Annotated in this window: 17 protein-coding genes and 1 pseudogene; 8 read left to right on the top strand and 10 right to left on the bottom strand. The window is 59.4% G+C overall.

Translation table 11 applies throughout. The features are described 5' to 3' along the window. Positions 1-1030: 1030 nt before the first annotated feature. From NCT04_RS29205 to NCT04_RS29185, 5 genes are all read left to right on the top strand, one after another. Positions 1031-1576, top strand: a complete 546-nt coding sequence (locus NCT04_RS29205) for a fimbrial protein (RefSeq protein WP_250469320.1) — start codon at positions 1031-1033, stop codon at positions 1574-1576. 109 nt (positions 1577-1685) lie between these two features. Then, entirely contained in the window at positions 1686-2429 is a 744-nt protein-coding gene (locus NCT04_RS29200; RefSeq protein WP_250469318.1) for a fimbria/pilus periplasmic chaperone, read from the top strand. A 151-nt stretch (positions 2430-2580) separates the two neighbouring features. Further along, entirely contained in the window at positions 2581-5163 is a 2583-nt protein-coding gene (locus NCT04_RS29195; RefSeq protein WP_250469316.1) for a fimbria/pilus outer membrane usher protein, read from the top strand. A 34-nt stretch (positions 5164-5197) separates the two neighbouring features. Beyond that, positions 5198-6277, top strand: coding sequence for a fimbrial protein (locus NCT04_RS29190; protein WP_250469315.1), 1080 nt, complete (start codon positions 5198-5200; stop codon positions 6275-6277). Positions 6278-6333: 56 nt separating this feature from the next. Next, positions 6334-6852, top strand: a complete 519-nt coding sequence (locus NCT04_RS29185; RefSeq protein ID WP_250469313.1) for a fimbrial protein — start codon at positions 6334-6336, stop codon at positions 6850-6852. 652 nt (positions 6853-7504) lie between these two features. Here NCT04_RS29185 and NCT04_RS29180 read toward each other — a convergent pair. From NCT04_RS29180 to NCT04_RS29160, 5 genes and pseudogenes are all read right to left on the bottom strand, one after another. After that, a complete protein-coding gene (locus tag NCT04_RS29180) occupies positions 7505-8026 on the bottom strand; it encodes a hypothetical protein (protein WP_250469519.1) in 522 nt (173 codons plus the stop codon). 11 nt (positions 8027-8037) lie between these two features. Then, positions 8038-8943, bottom strand: coding sequence for a ParA family protein (locus NCT04_RS29175; protein ID WP_250469312.1), 906 nt, complete (start codon positions 8941-8943; stop codon positions 8038-8040). 72 nt (positions 8944-9015) lie between these two features. Then, positions 9016-11129 (bottom strand): annotated as a pseudogene (locus tag NCT04_RS29170) (putative bifunctional diguanylate cyclase/phosphodiesterase). 118 nt (positions 11130-11247) lie between these two features. Further along, positions 11248-12528 carry a cardiolipin synthase gene (gene cls / locus NCT04_RS29165; protein WP_250469311.1) on the bottom strand — a complete coding sequence of 427 codons (1281 nt, stop codon included), beginning with the start codon at positions 12526-12528 and terminating at the stop codon, positions 11248-11250. Positions 12529-12585: 57 nt separating this feature from the next. Then, entirely contained in the window at positions 12586-13338 is a 753-nt protein-coding gene (locus NCT04_RS29160; protein WP_250469310.1) for a DUF4410 domain-containing protein, read from the bottom strand. Between the two features lie 324 nt (positions 13339-13662). On the opposite strand from NCT04_RS29160, the gene NCT04_RS29155 reads away from it, so the two are divergent. Then, positions 13663-14451 (top strand): SDR family NAD(P)-dependent oxidoreductase, encoded by a 789-nt coding sequence (locus NCT04_RS29155; protein WP_250469309.1) that lies wholly within the window; start codon positions 13663-13665, stop codon positions 14449-14451. Here NCT04_RS29155 and NCT04_RS29150 read toward each other — a convergent pair. The 3 genes from NCT04_RS29150 to NCT04_RS29140 all read right to left on the bottom strand — a co-directional run bounded on the left by NCT04_RS29150 (position 14448) and on the right by NCT04_RS29140 (position 17536). Beyond that, entirely contained in the window at positions 14448-15881 is a 1434-nt protein-coding gene (locus tag NCT04_RS29150; RefSeq protein WP_250469308.1) for a UdgX family uracil-DNA binding protein, read from the bottom strand. The two genes, NCT04_RS29155 and NCT04_RS29150, sit on opposite strands and share 4 nt — an antisense overlap. 7 nt (positions 15882-15888) lie before the next feature. Beyond that, positions 15889-17100, bottom strand: coding sequence for a putative DNA modification/repair radical SAM protein (locus tag NCT04_RS29145; protein ID WP_244830846.1), 1212 nt, complete (start codon positions 17098-17100; stop codon positions 15889-15891). A 76-nt stretch (positions 17101-17176) separates the two neighbouring features. Next, a complete protein-coding gene (locus NCT04_RS29140; protein ID WP_250469307.1) occupies positions 17177-17536 on the bottom strand; it encodes a DUF3140 domain-containing protein in 360 nt (119 codons plus the stop codon). A 103-nt stretch (positions 17537-17639) separates the two neighbouring features. On the opposite strand from NCT04_RS29140, the gene NCT04_RS29135 reads away from it, so the two are divergent. Continuing rightward, entirely contained in the window at positions 17640-17861 is a 222-nt protein-coding gene (locus tag NCT04_RS29135) for a hypothetical protein (RefSeq protein ID WP_244830848.1), read from the top strand. Positions 17862-18005: 144 nt separating this feature from the next. Then, on the top strand, positions 18006-18323 hold the full coding sequence (locus NCT04_RS29130; RefSeq protein ID WP_244830849.1) for a hypothetical protein: 318 nt from the start codon (positions 18006-18008) through the stop codon (positions 18321-18323). 70 nt (positions 18324-18393) lie between these two features. On the opposite strand, the gene NCT04_RS29125 is transcribed toward NCT04_RS29130, so the two are convergent. Both NCT04_RS29125 and NCT04_RS29120 read right to left on the bottom strand, forming a co-directional pair. Next, positions 18394-19344 (bottom strand): aldose 1-epimerase, encoded by a 951-nt coding sequence (locus NCT04_RS29125; protein ID WP_250469306.1) that lies wholly within the window; start codon positions 19342-19344, stop codon positions 18394-18396. Further along, positions 19341-20126, bottom strand: a complete 786-nt coding sequence (locus NCT04_RS29120) for a phytanoyl-CoA dioxygenase family protein (protein ID WP_250469304.1) — start codon at positions 20124-20126, stop codon at positions 19341-19343. Before NCT04_RS29120 ends, NCT04_RS29125 begins: the two co-directional genes overlap by 4 nt. Positions 20127-20146 lie beyond the last annotated feature (20 nt).

Raw genomic sequence — 20146 nt, 5'->3', positions numbered from 1 at the left:
GGGTTTGCTGCGGCGCGTCATATTTGACCTTCTGTTTAGGCACGGCGACGCGCATCGGTTTTGCGCTGCTCGGCTGCTGCTATCTAATACCGCTTAGTCTACCTGGGGCTTGATGCGCTCGTGCTTCGGCGCAGCATGTTAAAGCCGAAGATCGCGTGGGCACGATATGTTGTGCCGATGCTTTTGTACATGGGTCGTTTAGGCGCGTCGATCTAACTCGTCTTCCAACACCGTCCTTCCCGTTTTTCCCGGTTCGCGTCCATTCGGCCTCTGGTCTTCTTTGGAGCGTCAGCAAAGAGAGCCTTTTCTCAAAGCGCGTCTGTGTAAGTTGCGCGGCTTTCGATCGTTGCCTTCCCCATGACTTTCGTCTTGCTTCACCAGGCGAGGTGTCTCTGCCGCACTGCAGCGCCGCTACAGGCCGCTTTCACCTAACGCACTACGCATGCAACCGCCGCGTGACGAAAAGCCGTCCCAAGTTTATAAGCTGCCTGGCGTCAAGCACTGGTCCATGCTGCTTGCGAACTGAAAACCTCACCTCGTGTTCGGACGCTTTCCGGCTGCGTTATCAATCCGGCGAGCAGGGATATTCAAAAGCGCATCTTCGGTTCCGCATCTGATCGACTCGCTTCAGACCCTTCTTGCAGTGATATTTTAGGCAGGCGCCAGGACGCATACGACGCCCCAGGCGCAGCAATAAGCCGGCTCACCTGCTGCCTTAAAGCAACTTCCCTCTCACCTCTCTTGGCATCTCTCAATCAAAGATTCGATTTCCTAAACATAAGCAACAATGCCAATGAAAATATAAGACCAATCTCGTTGAAGCTTAGATAAGGATACCGGATCATTCAAACACGCTTTGTAGAGAGCGACTCGGATGACTTTAGTCGCACTGACTCTGTCGTCTGATGAAGCTGACTGTCTGGACTGACGCGCACCTTTTCGGCGCCAATCCAGGCTCGACGCTTCACATACTTAGCGGCGATTTAACTTTAAAACAAACATTCGCAAATCTAACTGTCTGGAATCTCGTATGAAGACTTTTGCTATTTCGACCCTCGTTGCTGGCTTGCTTGGCTTGACTGCCGCCAGTGCATTCGCCTCGGACGGAACCATCACGTTCAACGGCGCATTGACTGCCTCGACTTGTACCATCAACGGCAACGACACGTCGTCTAAAGATTTCACCGTCAACTTGCCTAACGTTATGACCAGCCAACTCACGGCTTCAGGCCAGACAGCCGGCACGACGTCCTACCACATAGCACTGACGGCCTGCTCGCCGGTTACCGCCAGCAGCAAGGCGGCGGTGTTCTATGAAGCGGGCTCAACCGTCGACCCGAGCGATGGTCGTCTGATGGTCGCAAGCGGCGGCGCCGGAAACGTCAAGCTGCAACTGTTGAACTCCGACTCCTCGCCTATCAAGGCAGGTTTTTCGCGCGATTTGCAGAACTCCATCGCGGCCAACATCTCCTCAGGCTCGGCTTTGCTGAACTATCAAGTCCAGTACTACGCAACCGGCGCAACGTCCGCTGGCGCGGCAAACTCGTCAGTCGTGTATAGCATCGACTACCAATAAGCCGAGCTTTTGGCAGCGGTTGAGTTCGCATAAGTAAGAGGTCATGCGAGGGTGAGCGCGAGCCCACCCTCGCGTTGGGTCAAAGCATTTGGTTGAGATTTTAGTTCCCATGAGACTGGCAAGCAGGCTACTCACAATCACAGCGCTGTGCATTGGGCATCTCACGGCGGCGCCACAAGCGTACGCCTCCGTGGTGATTGCCGGCACGCGCGTCGTCTATAACCAGAGCGATTCCGAAGTCACCGTGAAGCTCACGAACAATGGAAAGCTCCCGGGGCTGACCAAGGTGTGGCTGGATAAGGGCGACCCGGACGCCAAGCCGGACAGCATCGACGTCCCGTTCACGATCACCCCTCCCATCATGCGCATCGATCCGGGCAAGTCTCAGACGTTGCGCATCATGTCGACCGGCGAGGCGCTGCCTGCCGACAAGGAATCAATTCTCTACCTGAACGTGCTGGAAGTCCCGCCAAAGCCATCCGGCGATGACGCTTCCGCCAACCAGCTGCAATTGGCGTTCCGTACACGCATCAAGTTCTTCTTCCGGCCGACTGGACTGAAAGGACAAGCATCGGACGCGCCCGGCGCTGTCGTGTGGCACATCAAGCGTGATGGCTCGACGAATGCGATCGAAGCGTCCAATAGCTCTCAGTATCACGTTTCTTTCGACCGCATCGAACTTACGGGGGACGGGCATACCGCGGCATTCGATCAAGGTGGAATGGTCGGGCCGGGAGAATCAAAATCGTTTCCGCTCAAGGGTGAAGTGCCTTCATCGGGCGGAAAGGTCAAATACACGGCCATTAACGACTACGGCGGCCCCCAGTCTGGCGAAGCGAGTCTGGCTCCCTGACTAAGAGACAACCCCGGTTCGACCGCGTGGCCAACTAACCACGAGTTTGCAAACGCGCCGGATTTCCTCCAAAAGACGCGCAGGCTGGCATGCACGCCTTTAATGGCTGCATGGCTATGCACGCCCGTAATTTTCGTATGCGTCAGGGAACATGAAATACCGCAGCATTAAGTTGGCAGGCACGCACCTGAAACCGGTAAGTATTCTGGTCATTCAAGCTATCGCGGCAGTGGGTACCAGTTGCCGTGCCTGGGCGGATGCACCGCAACACTTTGCCGCCGTCGAGTTTAACGAGCAATTCCTCGATTCCAGCGATTCCGAGAAGTTAGATGTATCTCGATTCAATAAGGGCCAAGAAGTGCTTCCGGGCACGTATCGGTCCGACATATATGTCAACGACGCCTGGAAAGGAAAGCTGAATATCGAGGTTCGAGAGCTGGGAGGGGACTCTCACGAGGTGGTCCCTTGCATGAATGCCGATCTGCTCGAACGGCTTGGCGTCGACCGGAGAAAGCTCTCGGCAGAGTCGACCGCCAAGCTCGAAACAGCAGATAAGGTCTGCCTGACTTTGCCAGATCTGATTCCGAGCGCGGTCGCGTCGTTTGACAGTGGCGAGCAACGGCTGGACGTCTCAATCCCCCAGATCGTGATGAATAGCCGTGCCCGAGGCTATGTCGATCCGAAGTACTGGGAGGATGGCGTGCCTGCGGCCATGCTGCAATACAACGCCAACGCTTATCACAGTTCATCGCCCCAATTCAATAACGACTCCCAGTATCTCGGACTGATCGGCGGGGTCAACGCGGGTGCCTGGCGCTTTCGCTATCAGGGCAACCTGACGAACACCAGTAACGGTGGTTCGCATTTCCAAAGCGTGCAGACCTATGTTCAGCGCGGGTTCAAGGGAATCAAGAGCCAGTTAACCGCCGGTGACACTTTCACCGACGGCGCGCTATTCGACAGTTATGGCGTTCGAGGCGTCACACTGGGCACCGATGACCGGATGTATCCGGAATCGCAGCGTGGCTATGCGCCGGTCATCCATGGCATAGCGAATAGCAACGCCAAGGTTCAGATCCGGCAGAACGGCAACATCATTTACGAAACGACCGTCGCACCCGGTGCTTTCGAGATCGACGACCTGTATCCGACTGGCTACGGCGGCAATCTCGATGTCATCGTCACCGAAGCAGACGGGTCTCAGCACGTCTCCACTGTGCCGTACGCCGCAGCCGTCAATGCGCTGCGTCCGGGAGTGACGCGCTATAGCGCGACGATCGGTGAGTATCGTGATGCCACGCTCAACATTCATCCCTTCGTCTCGCAGTTCACGATACAGCACGGCATAAGCAACCTGCTGACGCTCTACGGCGGGATCACCGCTGCGGATCTGTATTTCGCGGGCATGGTGGGCACGGCGCTAAACACGAGCGTTGGTGCATTCGGCGTGGACGTAACCAGCGCGACCGCGAGTTTCAAGCGACTCGGCACGCGTAACGGGGCGAGCGTACGCCTGAGTTACTCGCAGCTAATTGCACCAACCGACACGAATATCGCGATCGCAGCGTACCGCTATTCCACGAGCGGTTTCTTCAGCTTGCCTGATGCCATGACCATGCGTCAATTGAACGACGACGGTCAGCTAGCGGCCATGTCGGCGCTACAGAAATCGCGTGTTCAGTTCGTGCTGAATCAGAGCATCGGATCGAGCGGCCGTTTTGGGTCAGTGTACGCAATGGGTTCGGTCACATCCTACTGGAACCGCTCCGGTCACGACACGCAGTATCAAATTGGCTATAACAACAGTTGGAAGCGTCTGACCTATGGCGCGTCGCTTGTGCGCCAGTATCAGGTCGATGCGGACCGCTGGGACAACCGAATCATGCTGAATCTCACGGTTCCGTTGGGTTTGGGTTCGCATGCGCCGCAATCGTCAACATACTTCCAGCGCGACACGAACAATAGCAGTTCCAGTATTCAACAGTCGATCACCGGCACCTTGGGTGAGGACAACGCCATCACATATGGCCTGAATGGAAACTTCAACGACGGCGGCCACGCACGCAGTTCGTTCAATGCAGGCGCCAATGTGGGCTATATGTCGCCATTCGCGCTCCTGACGGCCAACGCCAGCACGGGACGTCAATACTCTCAGGTGGGCGCGAGCGTTTCAGGCGGTGTGGTGGCCTGGGGCGATGGCGTGGCGTTCACGCCGAACATGGGCGAAACGGTTGCCGTGGTGGAAGCCAAGGATGCGGCTGGAGCGAAGCTTGCGAACGGCTCGGGCCTTCGCGTGGATCCTTGGGGCCACGCAGTGGTGTCGGGCATACAGCCGTATTCGAATAACGACGTTGAGATCGATCCCAAGGGCTTGCCTTTGAATATCGGCCTGAAATCAACCGTTCAGCGAACAGCGCCGACGGCAGGCGCAGTCGTGAAGCTCAAGTTCGAAACCGAGGACAAGGGCAAATCCGCAGTAATGCGTGTCTTGCAGGCCAACGGCAAGCCGCTTCCGTTTGGCGCCACAGTTTCGGACGACGCACAGAACACCGTCGGTACCGTTGCTCAGGGCAGCCGCATTATCGCGGTGGGACTGAAGCTCGATAGCGGCAAATTGAATGTCAAGTGGGGCGACGCATCTGATCAAACCTGCTCCGTGCCTTATCAGTTGCCAGAAAAGACAAACTCGGTGACGCCGATCTTGCTAAAGATCGCGGACGGCGTATGCCAGTAATGCAAGGCACGAGCTAACCATTTTGGAGTTATACATGAATTACGTTAAGAGGATAGTGCTGACATTCGCGCGGCTCGCGGTGTGCTCGGTGTTAGCTGTCACTATGCTCCCTAACAATGCTAAAGCCGATGTCTCATGCCGCTCGAACTATACGAGTTTTACTATCACGATGCCGGGCACGGTTGCGGTTCCTCGCGACCTGGCCAATGGTTCCATGCTGACATCCTGGTCAATGATGCCGAACACGACCAACATGTACACATGTACATCGACTAACCTTACTTATTCAGGAATAGACTTCGAACTCGCAGGCATGAGCTCGACCATGACGAGCTATGCGGCCTCGTATAACGGCACCGCTTTCCCTGTCTATCAGACGACCCTTCCTGGCGTGGGAATCGCGATGGGAGGCAATCTGAATGCTCACGGACGCACGGCCGGTCCTGTCGGCTTTAACGGCATGGGCTTTCACTGGAACAGTAACGGCACTAATGACAATGGGGGTCAACTGATCGTTGCCTTGGTGAAGATCGGTGATATTACTCCGGGCACGCTTTCAGGTTTGATTGCGCAAGGCTTTTCATGGGAAGGCGCTGTTAGCCCACCCGCCGGAGATAATCCTGCGTCAGGAGTTATAAGCTTCAACATTTCGCCTGTCGTCGTGACCGTGTTGACTTGTCAGACACCAAACAAGACGATCCCCATGGGCATACACGGCCCAAGTGACTTACCTACTGTTGGGTCGACGTCGAGCAATCCGGCATCGTTTACGCTCGACTTGAATAACTGCCCCGGTGGTGCGCCCGTAGCAGGCCTTTCGGTTGGGCAAATTAACAGCATTCAATACCGAATCGATCCATCGAATGGAGCAGTGGCCGGCTTTACCAACGTCGCGGCGTTGAGCGGAAGCCCATCTGCCGGCGGCGTCGGAATCCAGCTCTATGACAGCACCGGTGCAGTCTTTCCGCTTAGCGTGTACAAAACTTTAAGCAACTTCAATAGCGCCACAGGTGGTAGCTACAACATTCCGCTCACGGCACGCTACTACAGAACAGGAACCCTTACTCCGGGACCGGCGAACTCGACCATGACAATGACTGTGCTGTACCAATAGAAGCGTAAAAAACGTGTTTGCACCATTCAAGTTTATAAACATTTCCGGGAAGCAAGATGAACAAACTTAAGCTCATTCTAGTAGTCTCAGCATTGGCCGCCGCGAAGTCGGTGTTTGCAGTAGACGCGACGCTCAACTTCACAGGCACAATCATTCTGCCAACCTGCACGGTCGATTCGAGTAGTGCGAACCAGACGATCTCGCTCGACACGGCGAAGACGACCGATTTCGCGGCTGTGGGGTCCACTCAAAATCCTCGACCTTTCAACGTAAAGTTGGCCGCTTGTGCTACGAATACCAACGTGACAATGACCGTGAATGGTACGAATGACACGTTGACCAGCGTGTTGAAAAACACCGGTTCGGCGGCGCAGGTGGGTGTGCAGTTGCTGAAGGCAACGAACGTTGGCGACACGACTGGATCGCCTATTACGCTTGGAAGCGCTGAATCGCTCGGTGCTGTCGATCAGACGAATGAGATGACCATCCCGATGGTTGCGCAATTCTACCGACTTGGAGCAATGACGGGTGGTACGGTGACGGCAGTAGCTACAGTCAACTTCGCTTATAATTAACTGGTCTAAGGTTCGTTTTCCGAACTAACGATATGTGAACCAATCTTAAGGATTTAGCGCGCTCTAAAGGCTCCCAGATTGACTGGTCGAATAGTCACCGCGCTATCCGTCAAACATCCGCGTGTCGTTGCATCGATACCCATACATGACGACCTCGGAAAACCCATTCTCGTCAACAGGTTCGAGAATTTTTTATCAACGCTTTTACTTTAAATAGGTTAAAAAATGAGTATGCAGAAAATCACGCGAAGCGCACTCGCACAAGTCGATATCGCGGGCGCCGGTTCGACGTCATCTTCCTCATATACGAGCGTTACAATCAACATCAACCGAGCCGATACAACTGGTGGCCTCAAGTCCGGAATCGCGATATCTGTTCAGTAAGATAATCAGCTAGCGACTATGATTCGCGGAGCCATCACCGATGGCTCCGCGTTTTCTTAAAGCAGGGCTGCGACCTCTACGCCATGTCTGTCGCATCGGCGAACTTGCGCAGGAATGTACCCAAAGAATATGCCATTCGACATGAACATTATTCGTTGATTGCCACCGCTGTCCTAATTGTGCGAGCGATAGGCGGGCCGCTACAAATGGCCCCTCATCGTTCTGAAGGACTACCGCTTTCTATTTTCCCAGAACCCACGCGTTGGCGTCAGACGTCCATACCATCTGACGATCCGCCAATGTCCCGCGACTCGCGCCCAATAAACGCCGCACCTCGGTTCCTCCTGGCCTCCAGCGCATCGGCGATAAACTCTGCCAGCCTTCCGACATCTCTCCATCGCGAAGCCCTTCGCGCCGCATCCATATCTTCGCGCCGAATGATCGCCCTAAGCGTCTCCACCGCGAGTGAACGCAGCCATATGCGCAAGCCTTCATCGCCGAGCTTGGCAAACTCCTTATGCACATCGGGCAAGGCGATTTTCGGCGAGCGCGCACGCAAAGTCGGAACCGCATCCGCATCCGCATCCGCAGCCGCAGCATAGGCAGGAACCGCAGACGCAACCTCGGCTGCAACCTGAATCGGACTTGGAACCGCCGCAGGAACCTGCACTGCAGTCGGAGCCGCAGCCGCCTCCACCTCCTGCCCTACCGAAACCAACACCGCCCCTAGTCTCACCGCAAACCCAGGATAAACCGCCTCCTCCTCCACCACCACCCGGGCAAGCCGCATCAACAACTTCCTCAATGGCATCGTGCTTCGCATAGCGCCCATATCTCCAAAGTAAGCTCGTGCAAAGCCTCATAGGCTTCGATGCCATACTTGCTTTTCAGCGTGCGCAGCCCCGCGTCCGCATCACCGCCTCGCGCGACGTCTACCGCCAGCGGAATTCTGCTCTTGAAAAAGCGCGGCTGCGGCACGCCCTCTTCCGAGAACTTGCCCAGTCGTCCATGGAACAAGTCCTCCATCACGCGCGCGTGCAGGTTGTTCCTCTGCACCTTGGTCGCGACGATCCCAAGCGGCTCGAGCACGCGCCCAAACCGCGCACCAAAGCTCCGCACGTTCTGCACGATCTGATAAATGCCCCAAGTCGAAACGATGTCCGGTATCGTCGGAATCACATAGCCCGTGGAAATGCGCAAGCCGTTCTTCGTGACGGAACCAAGACTCGGCGGACAATCGATAATCACATACTCGTAACGCTCAAGCACCGGCTCCAGCGCCTGACGCAAGACATCGAGCGGACTAATCAGAAAACCGGGGTTGTACGAGATCATCGCAATGCGCTCTTCGAAGTCGATCAACCGGATGCTCGAAGGCAAGAGATCGAGCCGCGCAATGCCGCCATCGACCGTGGAAACGCCGCGCACGATCGCTTTCTCTATATCGAATTTCGGCTTGCAATGCAGGTTGATCTTGTCTTCGAACAAATGTGCGATGGTTTGCCCTTCGCGATCGAGTTCGTCCCAGCGCTTTTTGGAGATGAGATTGATGGTTGCGTTCGTCTGCGGATCGAGGTCGATAAGCAACACGCGCTTGCGCAACTCGTGCGCAAGCATTTCGGCGACGGCCACCGCCGTCGTGGTCTTTCCCACGCCGCCCTTGAGATTGATAAAGTTCAATACATGCGGCAAATTACTTCTGTACATCGACATCTCGCTCCAGGACTAGCTTCGTTCGGGAGGGAGATTGTATGGATTGCTATGAAACGTCCGGCGCGCTTATCCCGTAATTAAGCCAGACGCCGATGCGCCACTTACCGCATCATCGGTCCTCGCGTTCGAGGGAGCCAGCAACTCGCCAAACGCATCCGCCGAAAGCGGTCGCGCCAGCAAGAAGCCTTGCATTTCATCGCACATCAAGTCTTGCAGGCGATTCAATTGCGATCCCGTCTCGACGCCTTCCGCGACCACATCCATGTCCAGCGAATGCGCGAGCGCAATGATCGCCGATACGATCGCGCGCCCTTCGTGGCCGTTCTCGTCCAGCCCGTTGGTAAAAAACCGTCGATCTTCAATTGCTTCGCGCGAAACCGCTGCAGATACGCGAGACTCGAATAACCCGTGCCGAAATCGTCGATGGCGATTTCGAAGCCATTGTCCTGAAACGCGCGAATCATCTCGATGGTGCGCGGCGCGTCCTGCATGGCGACGGTCTCGGTGATCTCGAACATGATCTGGTCGCTCGGCACGCTCTCTTCACGCACGATTCGCATCACGTTCGCCACGAGGTCCACTTCGTTCATCTGACGCGGCGACAAGTTGATGGCCACCTTCACCGCCGGCCGCCCCTCGGCACGCCAGCGCGCGATATGTCGGCAAGTCTCGCGCACGACCCAGTAGCCGATCTGCACGATCTGCCCCGAGCGCTCCGCAATCGGAATGAATTCGAGCGGCGTCAGTACGCCGATCACGGGATGATCCAGCCGGATGAGCGCTTCCGCGCCCGCCAGCGTACCGTTGGCGCCGCGAAACTTCGGCTGGAACAGCAAATAGAAGTGTCCCGCGTTCAATGCCTCGTGCAACGCCTGCTGAATCTGCAAGGTCCGCACGGCGGCTTCGTTCATGCTCGCCTCGAAGAAGCGATAGGTGCTGCGCCCGCCGCGTTTCGCTTCGTACATGGCGATATCCGCGTGCTTGAGCAAGGCATCGACCGTGTCGCCGTCCTGCGGATAAAGCGCAATGCCGATGCTCGGCATTACCTGCAAGGTATGTTTCGCGACCATCAGCCCCTGACGCATGGATTCGAGCACGCGCTCGGCCATCTTTTCGGCATCGGCGGGCTCGGGAAGATTTTCCAGCATCACGACGAATTCGTCGCCGCCGATGCGCGCCACCGTATCGCCACCACGCACGCATTGTTGCAGACGCCGCCCGAACGCCTTCAGCACTTCATCGCCGATGGAGTGGCCGAGCGAATCGTTGATCGTCTTGAAGCCGTCGAGGTCCATGAAGAGAATGGCGAAGCCGTTGCCGCCCGACTGCGCGCTCTTGATTGCGCGCTCGATGCGCTCGGTGATCGTGCTGCGATTCGGCAAATCGGTCAGCGTGTCGAAGGTCGCCATGCGCACGATCTGTCCGTTCAGCCGCGAGACGGAGCCGGCGAGGAACGCGGTGCGCGCATCGAGGCGCGACAGCACCAGCGTGATGATCAGAATGGTGAGCGTAAAGAGCACGACGGTAGTCGCGAGCCAGTGTGTATCGACATCGTTGGCCGCGCCGCAGATCGAACCCGGCGCGAATTCGGCCGCCGCGTTGCCGGTGTAATGCATGCCCGTGATGGCGATTCCCATCACCAGCGCCGCCGCCGCGCGCTTGGTCAGCACGTGCGACTTGTTCGCGTCAGACAAGGTCCGCGCAATCCACAACGCCGCGCCCGAAGCCACGATGGCGATCACGATCGACGCCGCGAACAGCGTTGGGTCGTAGACGATCGCGGGCAGCATGCGCATGGCGGCATCGCCCGTATAGTGCATGGCCGCGATGCCCGCGCCCATCATCACGCTGCTGACCACGAGCCGTCGCGCCGTGAGCTTTGCGCCGGTGATCACGTAGAGCGCGAAGAAAGACGTCAGGACGGCGATGACCAGCGATCCCGTGGTGATCCAGAAGTCGTAGCCGAGCGGAATCGGCAACTGGAACGCCAGCACGCCGATGAAATGCATCGACCAGATGCCGAGGCCCATGGACGCCGCGCCGCCTGCGAGCCAGACGTGGCGCAGGCGCGACTGCCCAAGCATGGCGAGGCGGCCCGAAATGTCGAGCGCGGTGAAGGAGGCAAGCGTCGCGACGATCAAGGATGCCGCGACCAGCCATAAGTTATAGGTGCCGTGCATGTCCGGGCCGATGTCGAAGACTCAATAGTGTGAGCGTCTTATCGGCGCGGTATCGCGCTTCTTTAGTGTGCGACTGCAATTAGTTCCGCACGCAACTTTTGTCCAGGTAAGAAGCGCTTCACAGTTGCGAATCGAGAAGCGCGGCCACGCGTTCGAGCACGCGTTCACGCAAGGACCGATGTTGCCAGTCTTCCAGCGTGATGCGTTTGGCTCGGGTCACGTCGTCGTCGAAGATAGCGGTCTGCTGGGCCGCGAAGTCGCGGTCGTAGATGTTGAGATTGGCTTCGTCGTTGAGCTTGAAAGACCGGCTGTCGAAGTTGGTCGACCCGACCGACACGAGATATTCGTCGACCACGATCAGCTTGCAGTGGAACATGGTCGGCTGATATTCGTACATCTCCACGCCCGCCGCGAGCAGGTCGCCCCAGCAGGCGCGCGAGGCTTCGCGCACCGTGTGTGTATCGATCCGCTTGCCCGGCGTGATGATACGCACGCGCACGCCGCGCTTCGCCGCTTCCACGATGGCGTTGATCGTCAGCTTGTCCGGCACGAAATACGCGCTCGACAGATGGATCGACGTCGTGGCGGCGGTGATGGCCATGAGATACATGAGTTGCATGTCGTCGCTGCCGCCCGAGGGCGATGAGCTGAACATGTGCGCGAGGCCGTCGCCCGCGGGCGCGATCTCGGGAAAGTAGTCGCCGCCGTGCAGCACGTTGCCCGTGGCCTTGACCCAATTGTCCATGAAGACCGCCTGCATCTGTCCCACCGCCGGGCCGGTTATCCTGAAGTGCGTGTCGCGCCAATGCTTCTCGTCCTGAGCGTGTCCGGTCCATTCCTCGGCAATGCCGACGCCGCCCGTGTAGCCCGTATGACCGTCGATCACGAGCAACTTGCGGTGCGTACGGTCGTTCATGCGGCCAAGACCGGTCCAGTGCGGCTTGTGATACTGAATGACCTCCGCGCCCGCGTCCTTGAGCATCTGCAAGTAGCGCTTGTCCATCTTCGAGGAGCCGACCCAGTCGAGCAGCACGTGTACCGCGACGCCGGAGCGCGCTTTCTCCGCGAGCGCGGCGGCCACCTCTTCGCCTATCTTGCCCGACCAGTAGATGAACGTTTCGAAGGTAATGGTTTTCTTCGCCCCGCGAATGCCCGCGAGCATAGACGGGAAAATCTGATCGCCGTTGACGAGCATCTCGAAGCAGTTGCCATCCACGACGGGCGGGCCGAGCAACAGTCCCATCGAGCGGAGGAATTGCGGGTCGGCGCTCGCGTAGAGCCGCTCGATCTTGTGTTCGATCTTCTTTTCGCCGCTCGTCAGATTCGCGATCAGCAGCACGATGACCACGGTCACGACGACGGTCAGGACAATCACAGCAATCAGGGCAAGCGCCGGCATGCGGGGGTCTCGGTGAAGGAACTGGCGTCCGGGACCCACAGTGTATTGGGTTTTTGTTCAACCGCTAAATGCCGTCCAGCCTGCTTCCCGGCTCACCTTGGCGATTTCCTTGGCGATGGCGTCGCCCAGGCGCTTTTCATCGGACGATACATCCGCGTGCTTCGTCTCCGATACCGCGTGCATGCCGCCCGATACCGCGAGCGAACTCGCCACATGGCCCGCCGCCGCGCCGACGCCCGCCATTTCCGCGACGCCCGGTGCGTGGCCGCTGTCGCCCTTTGCATCGAACTGTTCGATGACTTGCGGCGCGCCGTGCGCCGGCTTGAAGACAAGTTGCACGTTCGCGCCTACCTTGCTTTCGCCCGCGCCGAGTCCGATCAGGACGCGACGGCGGCGATTGCCCGCATCGATCGTGCTGAAGTCGCCGACCACGGCGAGCACGTTCTGATCGTCCGGCGGCGCGACGTCTGCGCGAATGGCGCGCAGACCCTGCGCTTGCAGCTTCGCGACGATTTCGTTGGCCACTTCCTCACGCGCGGCCGTGGCGTCCTGCGCTTGCTGTGCGGCGGAAGTATCGCCCGAGAACGCGCGGGAAAGCTTCGACGCGAGGCCATGTTGATCGAGCTTGACGTGGGACGCGTCGCTATCGAATGCGTAGACGTAGATCACGTCGGGGCGTGCGACGGTCTGCGCGTTTGCGTTCGCACAACCGGCCATGAGCGCCGCTCCGGCAAACAGGCTTGCCACCGTCACGCGGCGAGCCAGCTTCAGCAGCGAGTGGAGCGAAGGGGTCTTGATCGAGTCGAACATGATGTGCACCTTGTATGCCGGCAGCGCCGGAAAGCAAAAATTCGGGGATATCGGACCGTATAACCGCGATCCTGGCTGTGCGTGATACGGCGCTTGGGTTCACTCGTTACCGCGATGTCTGCGTCACGCTGGTCGCCACTATGGACGATGCCCGCCGCGTGCGCCATCGAGCATTTATGTCGCGAGGTTTCACGTCTTTGGCGGCCTTCGCGGCCCGCGCCGGCGCACCGCTTGTGCAGAGGTGCACCACTTCTGGTTACCATGACCGCCAGGCGTCGCGCGAAGGGGCGCGCCGCATCCACGAATCGTTTTCAAGGAGCGCATATGGACCTCAAGATCGCCGGCAAGCTGGCATTCGTATCCGGATCGACCAAGGGCATCGGGCACGCCATCGCGGTGGGACTCGCGCGCGAAGGCGTGCAGGTGATCCTCAATGGCCGCTCGCAGGCTTCCGTCGATGCCGCCCTCGCCAAGCTCAAGGAGCAGGCGCCGGGCGCACAGGCCGAGGGTTTCGCGGGCGACGTATCGGATGCCGCTCAGGTCGCGGAACTCGTGAAGCGCTTCCCGAGTGTCGATATTCTCGTGAACAACATGGGCATCTTCGATCCCAAACCCTTCGAAGAAATTTCCGATGAAGAATGGCTGCGCTTCTTCAACGCCAACGTGATGTCGGGCGTGCGGCTTTCGCGCGCCTATCTGCCGAAGATGAAGGAGAAAAACTGGGGCCGCGTGGTGTTCATCAGCAGCGAGAGCGGTATTCAGATTCCCGTCGAGATGATTCACTACGGGTTGACCAAGACCGCGCAACTGGCGCTGTCACGCGGTCTCGCCGAGACGTGTTCGGGCACGAACGTGACGGTCAATTCGGTCTTGCCCGGTCCGACGAGTTCGGAAGGCGTCACGGAATTCGCGGAGAAGCTCTCGGGCGGCAAGAGCCTGAAGGACTTCGAAAAGCAGTTCTTCGAGGAAGCCCGGCCGACCTCGATTCTCAAGCGCTTCATCACGCCCGAGGAGATTGCGAACACGGTCGTGTATGTGTGCTCGGAACTGTCTTCGGCGACCAACGGAGCGGCGGTTCGCGCGGATGGCGGCGTCGTGAAGTCGGCGTTTTAGCGCGACGCGTTCACTTCGGCGGCCTTTTCGAGCGCACTGACGATAGCCGCGACGGTTTTCTCGCGCGCGGCTTCGTCGTTCTGCCGCAGCGCATACGAAGGGTGATACGTGGCGACGATGAACTTGTCGCCATACGGCACCACACGGCCGATATGCGCCTGCAAGGTCGCCCGCTTGCCGAGCAAGGCAGTCAGCGCCGTGGCCCCGAGCGTGACGATCACGCGCGCGCCGGTCTCCTGAAGCTCCTTGTCGAGCCAGTACGAACACGCTTCGATTTCCTGCTGCCCGGGCGTCTTGTGCAAGCGCCGCTTGCCGCGCGGCTCCCATTTGAAATGCTTGACCGCATTCGTGAGATAGACCTGCTCGCGCGGAAGCTGCGCGCGGCGCATGGCGTCGTCGAGTAACTGCCCTGCCGGGCCGACGAATGGTTCGCCCTTCAAATCTTCCTGATCGCCCGGTTGCTCGCCGAGCAGCATGATGCGCGCGTCGGCCGGGCCGCTGCCGGGTACGGCTTGCGTCGCGTGCTTCCACAGCGAACAGCGGCGGCATTCATCGAGCGATGTAGGCGCGTCGCGTTCGGGTTGCGCGGCGTCGGCTTCGACCTGCACCGCCTTGCCGCCGAGTGCGCCGACGCTGCGCGCCTGGCCGACACGCCGCGCGCCGCCGCGCGCATCGCTCACGAGCTTGGGAATGAGCGCGCCTTCGGGCAAACCTTTCCAGAACCGCACCGGCATATGCTGTTCGAGCGAGTTCTCGTTCAGCCGCGCCGGGTTGAAGATGCTGCGGTAGTAGGTCATCCAGAGCGCCTCGGCGGCGTCGGCGGCGTCGTTCGCGTGATCGGCGGCGAGCGCGCGGCGGCGCTCGAGTTGCACGCGCTCGCCGTTGAAGAGCGCGGCGCCGTCGGGCGTGGTGATGAGCCATGACGAGCGTCCCATGCGCGCCGCGAAGTGTTCGGCGGCCCAAGCGAGCACGTCGTGATCCGGCTCGTACCATGCGACGTACTCGGGCGCGCCGAGCGCCTCGTCGCGCTGCCGGAAACGCACGTAGGCGATCATGTCGTGCTGCGCGCGCCGCACGGCCTTGGCCATCCTATAAAGCCGCGCGCCGTCTTCATCCGCGGGCGATGCCACCGAACGGTCGCCATGCGACCAGCGCCATAGCACGAGATAGAGGAAGCTCCAGCGGCGTTCGTCGCGAAAGCAGGCTGCGTCTTTCAGCAACGCCGCCAGTTCCTTCGAAACGCGGATCTGTGCGGGCTTCACCTCGGAGGCGGCGGCGTCTTCAACGACGTCGCCGAACAGCGCAGGCGCTTGCGCCGCGCCTTCGGCCGTGCGCCATTCGATCGATTCGGGCGCGCGCTCTTTTGCCAGCGCGATGAGCGCCGCGCTCCGCCAGGAGTCGAAGTCGTCGTCTATCTCGATGACGTGCATGATCCGCTCAGATGAGCGACAACTGCACGGGCTCGGTCGCGAGCGAACGCCGCAACTGCTCCGTCGACGCCTCGCGCAACGGCGGCCGATAATCGTCCGTCACGATGAACGGTTTCACCTTGTCCATTGCGCAACGCAGCCGCGCGACATCGTGATACCGCACGCGCCGCGAACGGCGCAACTCGACGATACGCTTGGCATTACGCATGCCGATGCCCGGCACTCGCGAGATCATGCGCACGGGCGCGGCGTTCAGATCCACCGGAAAGCGTTCGCGATGGGACAGCGCCCAGGCGAGCTTAGGATCGATATCGAGCGAGAGGTTACCGGCCGTTCCGAGCAATTCCTGCGCTTCGAAGCCGTAGCCGCGCATCAGAAAATCCGCCTGATACAGTCGATGCTCACGCAACAATGGCGGCGCCTGCGACGGCACACCCGACGGGCTGTCGGGGATAGGGCTAAAGGCCGAGTAATAGACGCGCTTGAGCTGATAAGAACCGTACAGCGTTTCCGCCGTGCCGAGGATGGTGCGGTCATCGGTCTCGTCCGCGCCAACGATCATCTGCGTGCTTTGCCCGGCGGGCGCGAAACGCGGCGCGCGCGGCTCCGCTTCCGACTCTTCGCGCGCCACGCGAATGTTGCCCATCGCGAGTTTGATGGTGCGGCCGCTCTTCTCCGGCGCAAGACGTTCGAGGCTGATTTCGGTCGGCAGCTCGATGTTGACGCTCAAGCGGTCCGCATAACGCCCCGCCAGTTCGATGAGTTCCGGGTCGGCATCCGGTATGGTCTTCAGATGGATATAGCCGCGAAAGCGATGCTTTTCACGCAGCGATCGTGCTACTTGCACGAGCTGATCCATCGTGTAGTTCGACGAACGGATCACGCCTGAACTGAGAAACAAGCCGTCGATGTAATTGCGGCGATAAAAGTCCAGCGTGAGCTTGACGACTTCGTCCGGCGTGAAGCGGGCGCGCGGCACGTTACTCGACCGGCGGTTGATGCAGTAGCGGCAATCGTAGAGACAAAAGTTGGTCAACAAAATCTTGAGCAGCGACACACAGCGGCCGTCCGGCGTGAAGCTATGGCAAATGCCTGAGCCCGTGCTCGCGCCAAGCCCGTCGATGCCGCGCGATTCCCGTTTCGGCGCGCCGCCGCTGGCGCACGACGCGTCGTACTTGGCGGCGTCAGCAAGAATTTCGAGCTTTTCGGACAGATCCATCTTGGCTTTTATACTGTATATACGTACAGTATTCTATGTGTGTGGGTAGCGGAAAGCAATCGACCGTTTTGGCGGCTTATTTGAGAGGATCATGGCCCCAGTTCATCAGCGAATAGCGCCAGTGCGAGTGCTCGACATCATTCGGTCGTTGCGCGAGGTGTCGCTTGATATAGCCGACCACTTTGCGCATATGCGCGTAGTCGTCATCGCTCAGGTCGGCCTTCTTCTTGCCAAGTATGTCGATAATGTGCCGCCCCGACTTGTGTCCCACGGACTCGCTGTTGCCGTCTTTCTGGCCAACTTCGCGGGATTGATCCGTCGCGAGCCACTTTTCTATCTGGTGCGGCGTCATGTTCACGAGGTCCTTGAAAGCCCCGTAGATTTGGGCTTCATCTTCGTCCGCAGGGTGTCCATGCTGCGCGTGTCGAGTGGTCATGAGCGTTCATCCGTTAAGTTTCTCGTCACGAAAGAGCAAGCCATGCACCCGGCAAGACGCCGCAAGCGTGCTAGCCTTTGTCCACTCACCTACGGAGAAATCAATGCGCTTTGATTACCGGTCCTTTCACATCGACTGCACCGCGCCACACGACGAAGACGGGAACTACCAGGCTCACGCGCGAATTACGCGCGCCTCGGAGGACGACACCGCGCATGTGGAAGTTTTCGATTCAGGCGATCTCGACTCCTTCCAGAGCCAGGCGGATGCGCTGCATTGCGCGCGCTCGTGGGCTATTGAGTGGTGTGACGAAGTGCTTGCCTAACCGCTAACCCGGTGTTCTTTCTTTTAGACGTCGACGGCTGAAAGCTGCTCGCTCGCAACGCGGCACGCCGATTGCGGTATGTAAGCAGCGACGTCGCTCCGGACACGAGGCGGCGCGCATCGAAATTCCACTCGGGAGGACATCATGAAGATTGCACAAAAAAGCTTGCTGGTATCGGCGCTGGTTCTGAGCTTGTCGGGCGCGGCATTCGCGCAGGGCGCGGGCGGTGGAGCAGGCGGCGGTGGCGGCACGGCAGGCGGTAACGGCGCGGGTCAAGGTGGCACGGGCATGAGCACACCGAACGCAAACGGCACGACGGGTTCGACCTCGGGCGCCACCGGTGGCGACACTTCCGGTTCGAACAGCAGCGGCTCGCACAAGATGGGCAAGATGAAAAAGGGCAGCTCGGGCATGTCGAACAACGGCATGTCGAACAACAGCACTGGCGGCCAGTCCAACTAAGTCGTCAACAGTTGAAAGCGCCCGGGCCTTGGTCCGGGCGTTTTCGTTTGTGCTTCAGCGAATCGATGAATCAGCGCACGTTGGTCGTAAGCGAAAACGATGCCGTGATCGACTCGCCCGCTTGCAGCACGCCTCCTCCCTTCAGCGCCGGCTCGACATTCAAATTGACCCAGTCCGCGACATTGCTCACCGGCTCCACGCAAAGCAGTGAAGGAAACACGGCCGGCGCGTAGATCACCATGAAGTCCAGCGGTGCATCGGCGTGCAGCGTGACCGAGCGGCCTTCGTTCGGCCAGTCGATTGTCGCCGTGTGCTTCCAACCCGTGAAGTGGTTATCCAGATCGAAGCCGTTTGCAGACATACCTTGCGTCGAAGTCAGTGCATCGACGCTAGCATGCGGACCGGCGTGCAGCGGCAGCGGATCGGGACTTGCATGCCACATCGAATCGACATTTGCGTGAACGAAAGTCGCTTCGGTGCGCGGAAAGTACGGGTGATGTCCCATGCCGAAGGGCATCGCTCTTGGCGAGAGATTGCGCATCTTGATCGTCACATTGAGCGCATGTGCGTCGAGCGTGATGCGCTGTTCGGCTTCGTAAGCGAACGGCCAGTGATGCGCGGCTTCTTGCGAAGGCTCGTGCCGCAAACTCAACGTCGCCTGCGCCTCCGATAACGCGCTCACTTGCCAGGGCAGCCGCCACGCATTGCCATGCAGCGCGTGCGCAAAACCGTTGCCGTCGCCGGACAGATCGATCTCCACGCCATCGAAGGCAAAGCGCGCATCGCGAATGCGGTTGCAATACGGCAGCAACGGAAAACTGCCCATGCCGAGCGGATTCCTTGAAGCGAGCGCATCCGGCGTGGCGGGCCGCAGCCAGTGAACCACGCCGTCATCGCGCGTTTCGAAGAACGCCGCTATCGCGCCGCCAATATGAGGAGCGAGCACAACACGCCGCGCGCCATGACGCAGTTCGACGAGCGCTTCATTCCCGCGGGCGTTGGAGTCTAGAGCGGCGTTCAATATGCAAACTGCCGGTAGCTTTCGTCGAAGGTGCGCGCCGTGCTTTCGACTTGCGGGTTGTAACGCAGCAAACGCTTCGCGCGAGCGGGCAAGCTGGCGAAGACATCGCGCGGCACGTCGATCCACACTTCGGGCCGGAAATACCACGCCCGGCTGTAGCCGACCACGACCATAGGCCGGGGCGCACCGGAAAGATTCGGTGTGCCGCGATGCAAGCCGCGTACATCGCGAATCATCACGTCGCCAACTCGCATTGGCACGCGTTCGGCGGGGAAGCGGCCATCGGCGAGACCGGCGAGCGCTTCTTCGCGCGACATGCGATGCGTGCCGCGCGTGGTTTCGAGCGGACCGTTGCTGTCGTCGACATCGACGAGCGGGAAGTTCACCGCTAGCTGGAACGAAGGCGTTTCCGGCGCGTCGTCGAAGAGCGCGGGCGTATCGCGATGCCAGTCCTGAAAGTCAGAACCGCGCACGGGCGTATCAGTTGCGAGCTGGCACATGACCGGATCGGCGCCGGCTACGCGCTCGACGATGGCCACGATGTCCTCGTCGCAAAAAATCGATGGATCGGCAAATGCGCCTTCGAAGGGCAAGGTCACGTAATAGCGGCCTGGCCCGCGATTGCCGTCCGCTGCTTCTCTATGCGGCGCGAGCAAAGGCATGAACGCATCGCGCCAAGCTTCGATGGTTGCGCGTGGAAAGTGTGCCCGCAACAAAACGAAGCCATCGCGCTCGAAGTCCTGCGCGAGCGCATCTCTTGCGCTCTCGTCGTATCGGCCCATGCGTGTCGTCTCCTTGTTAT

The organism is Caballeronia sp. GAFFF2, from assembly GCF_023631485.1.
Classification (GTDB): Bacteria; Pseudomonadota; Gammaproteobacteria; order Burkholderiales; family Burkholderiaceae; genus Caballeronia.
Note: the sequence above shows the minus strand (reverse complement) of the source record. Positions and strands in the feature narration are given on the sequence as shown.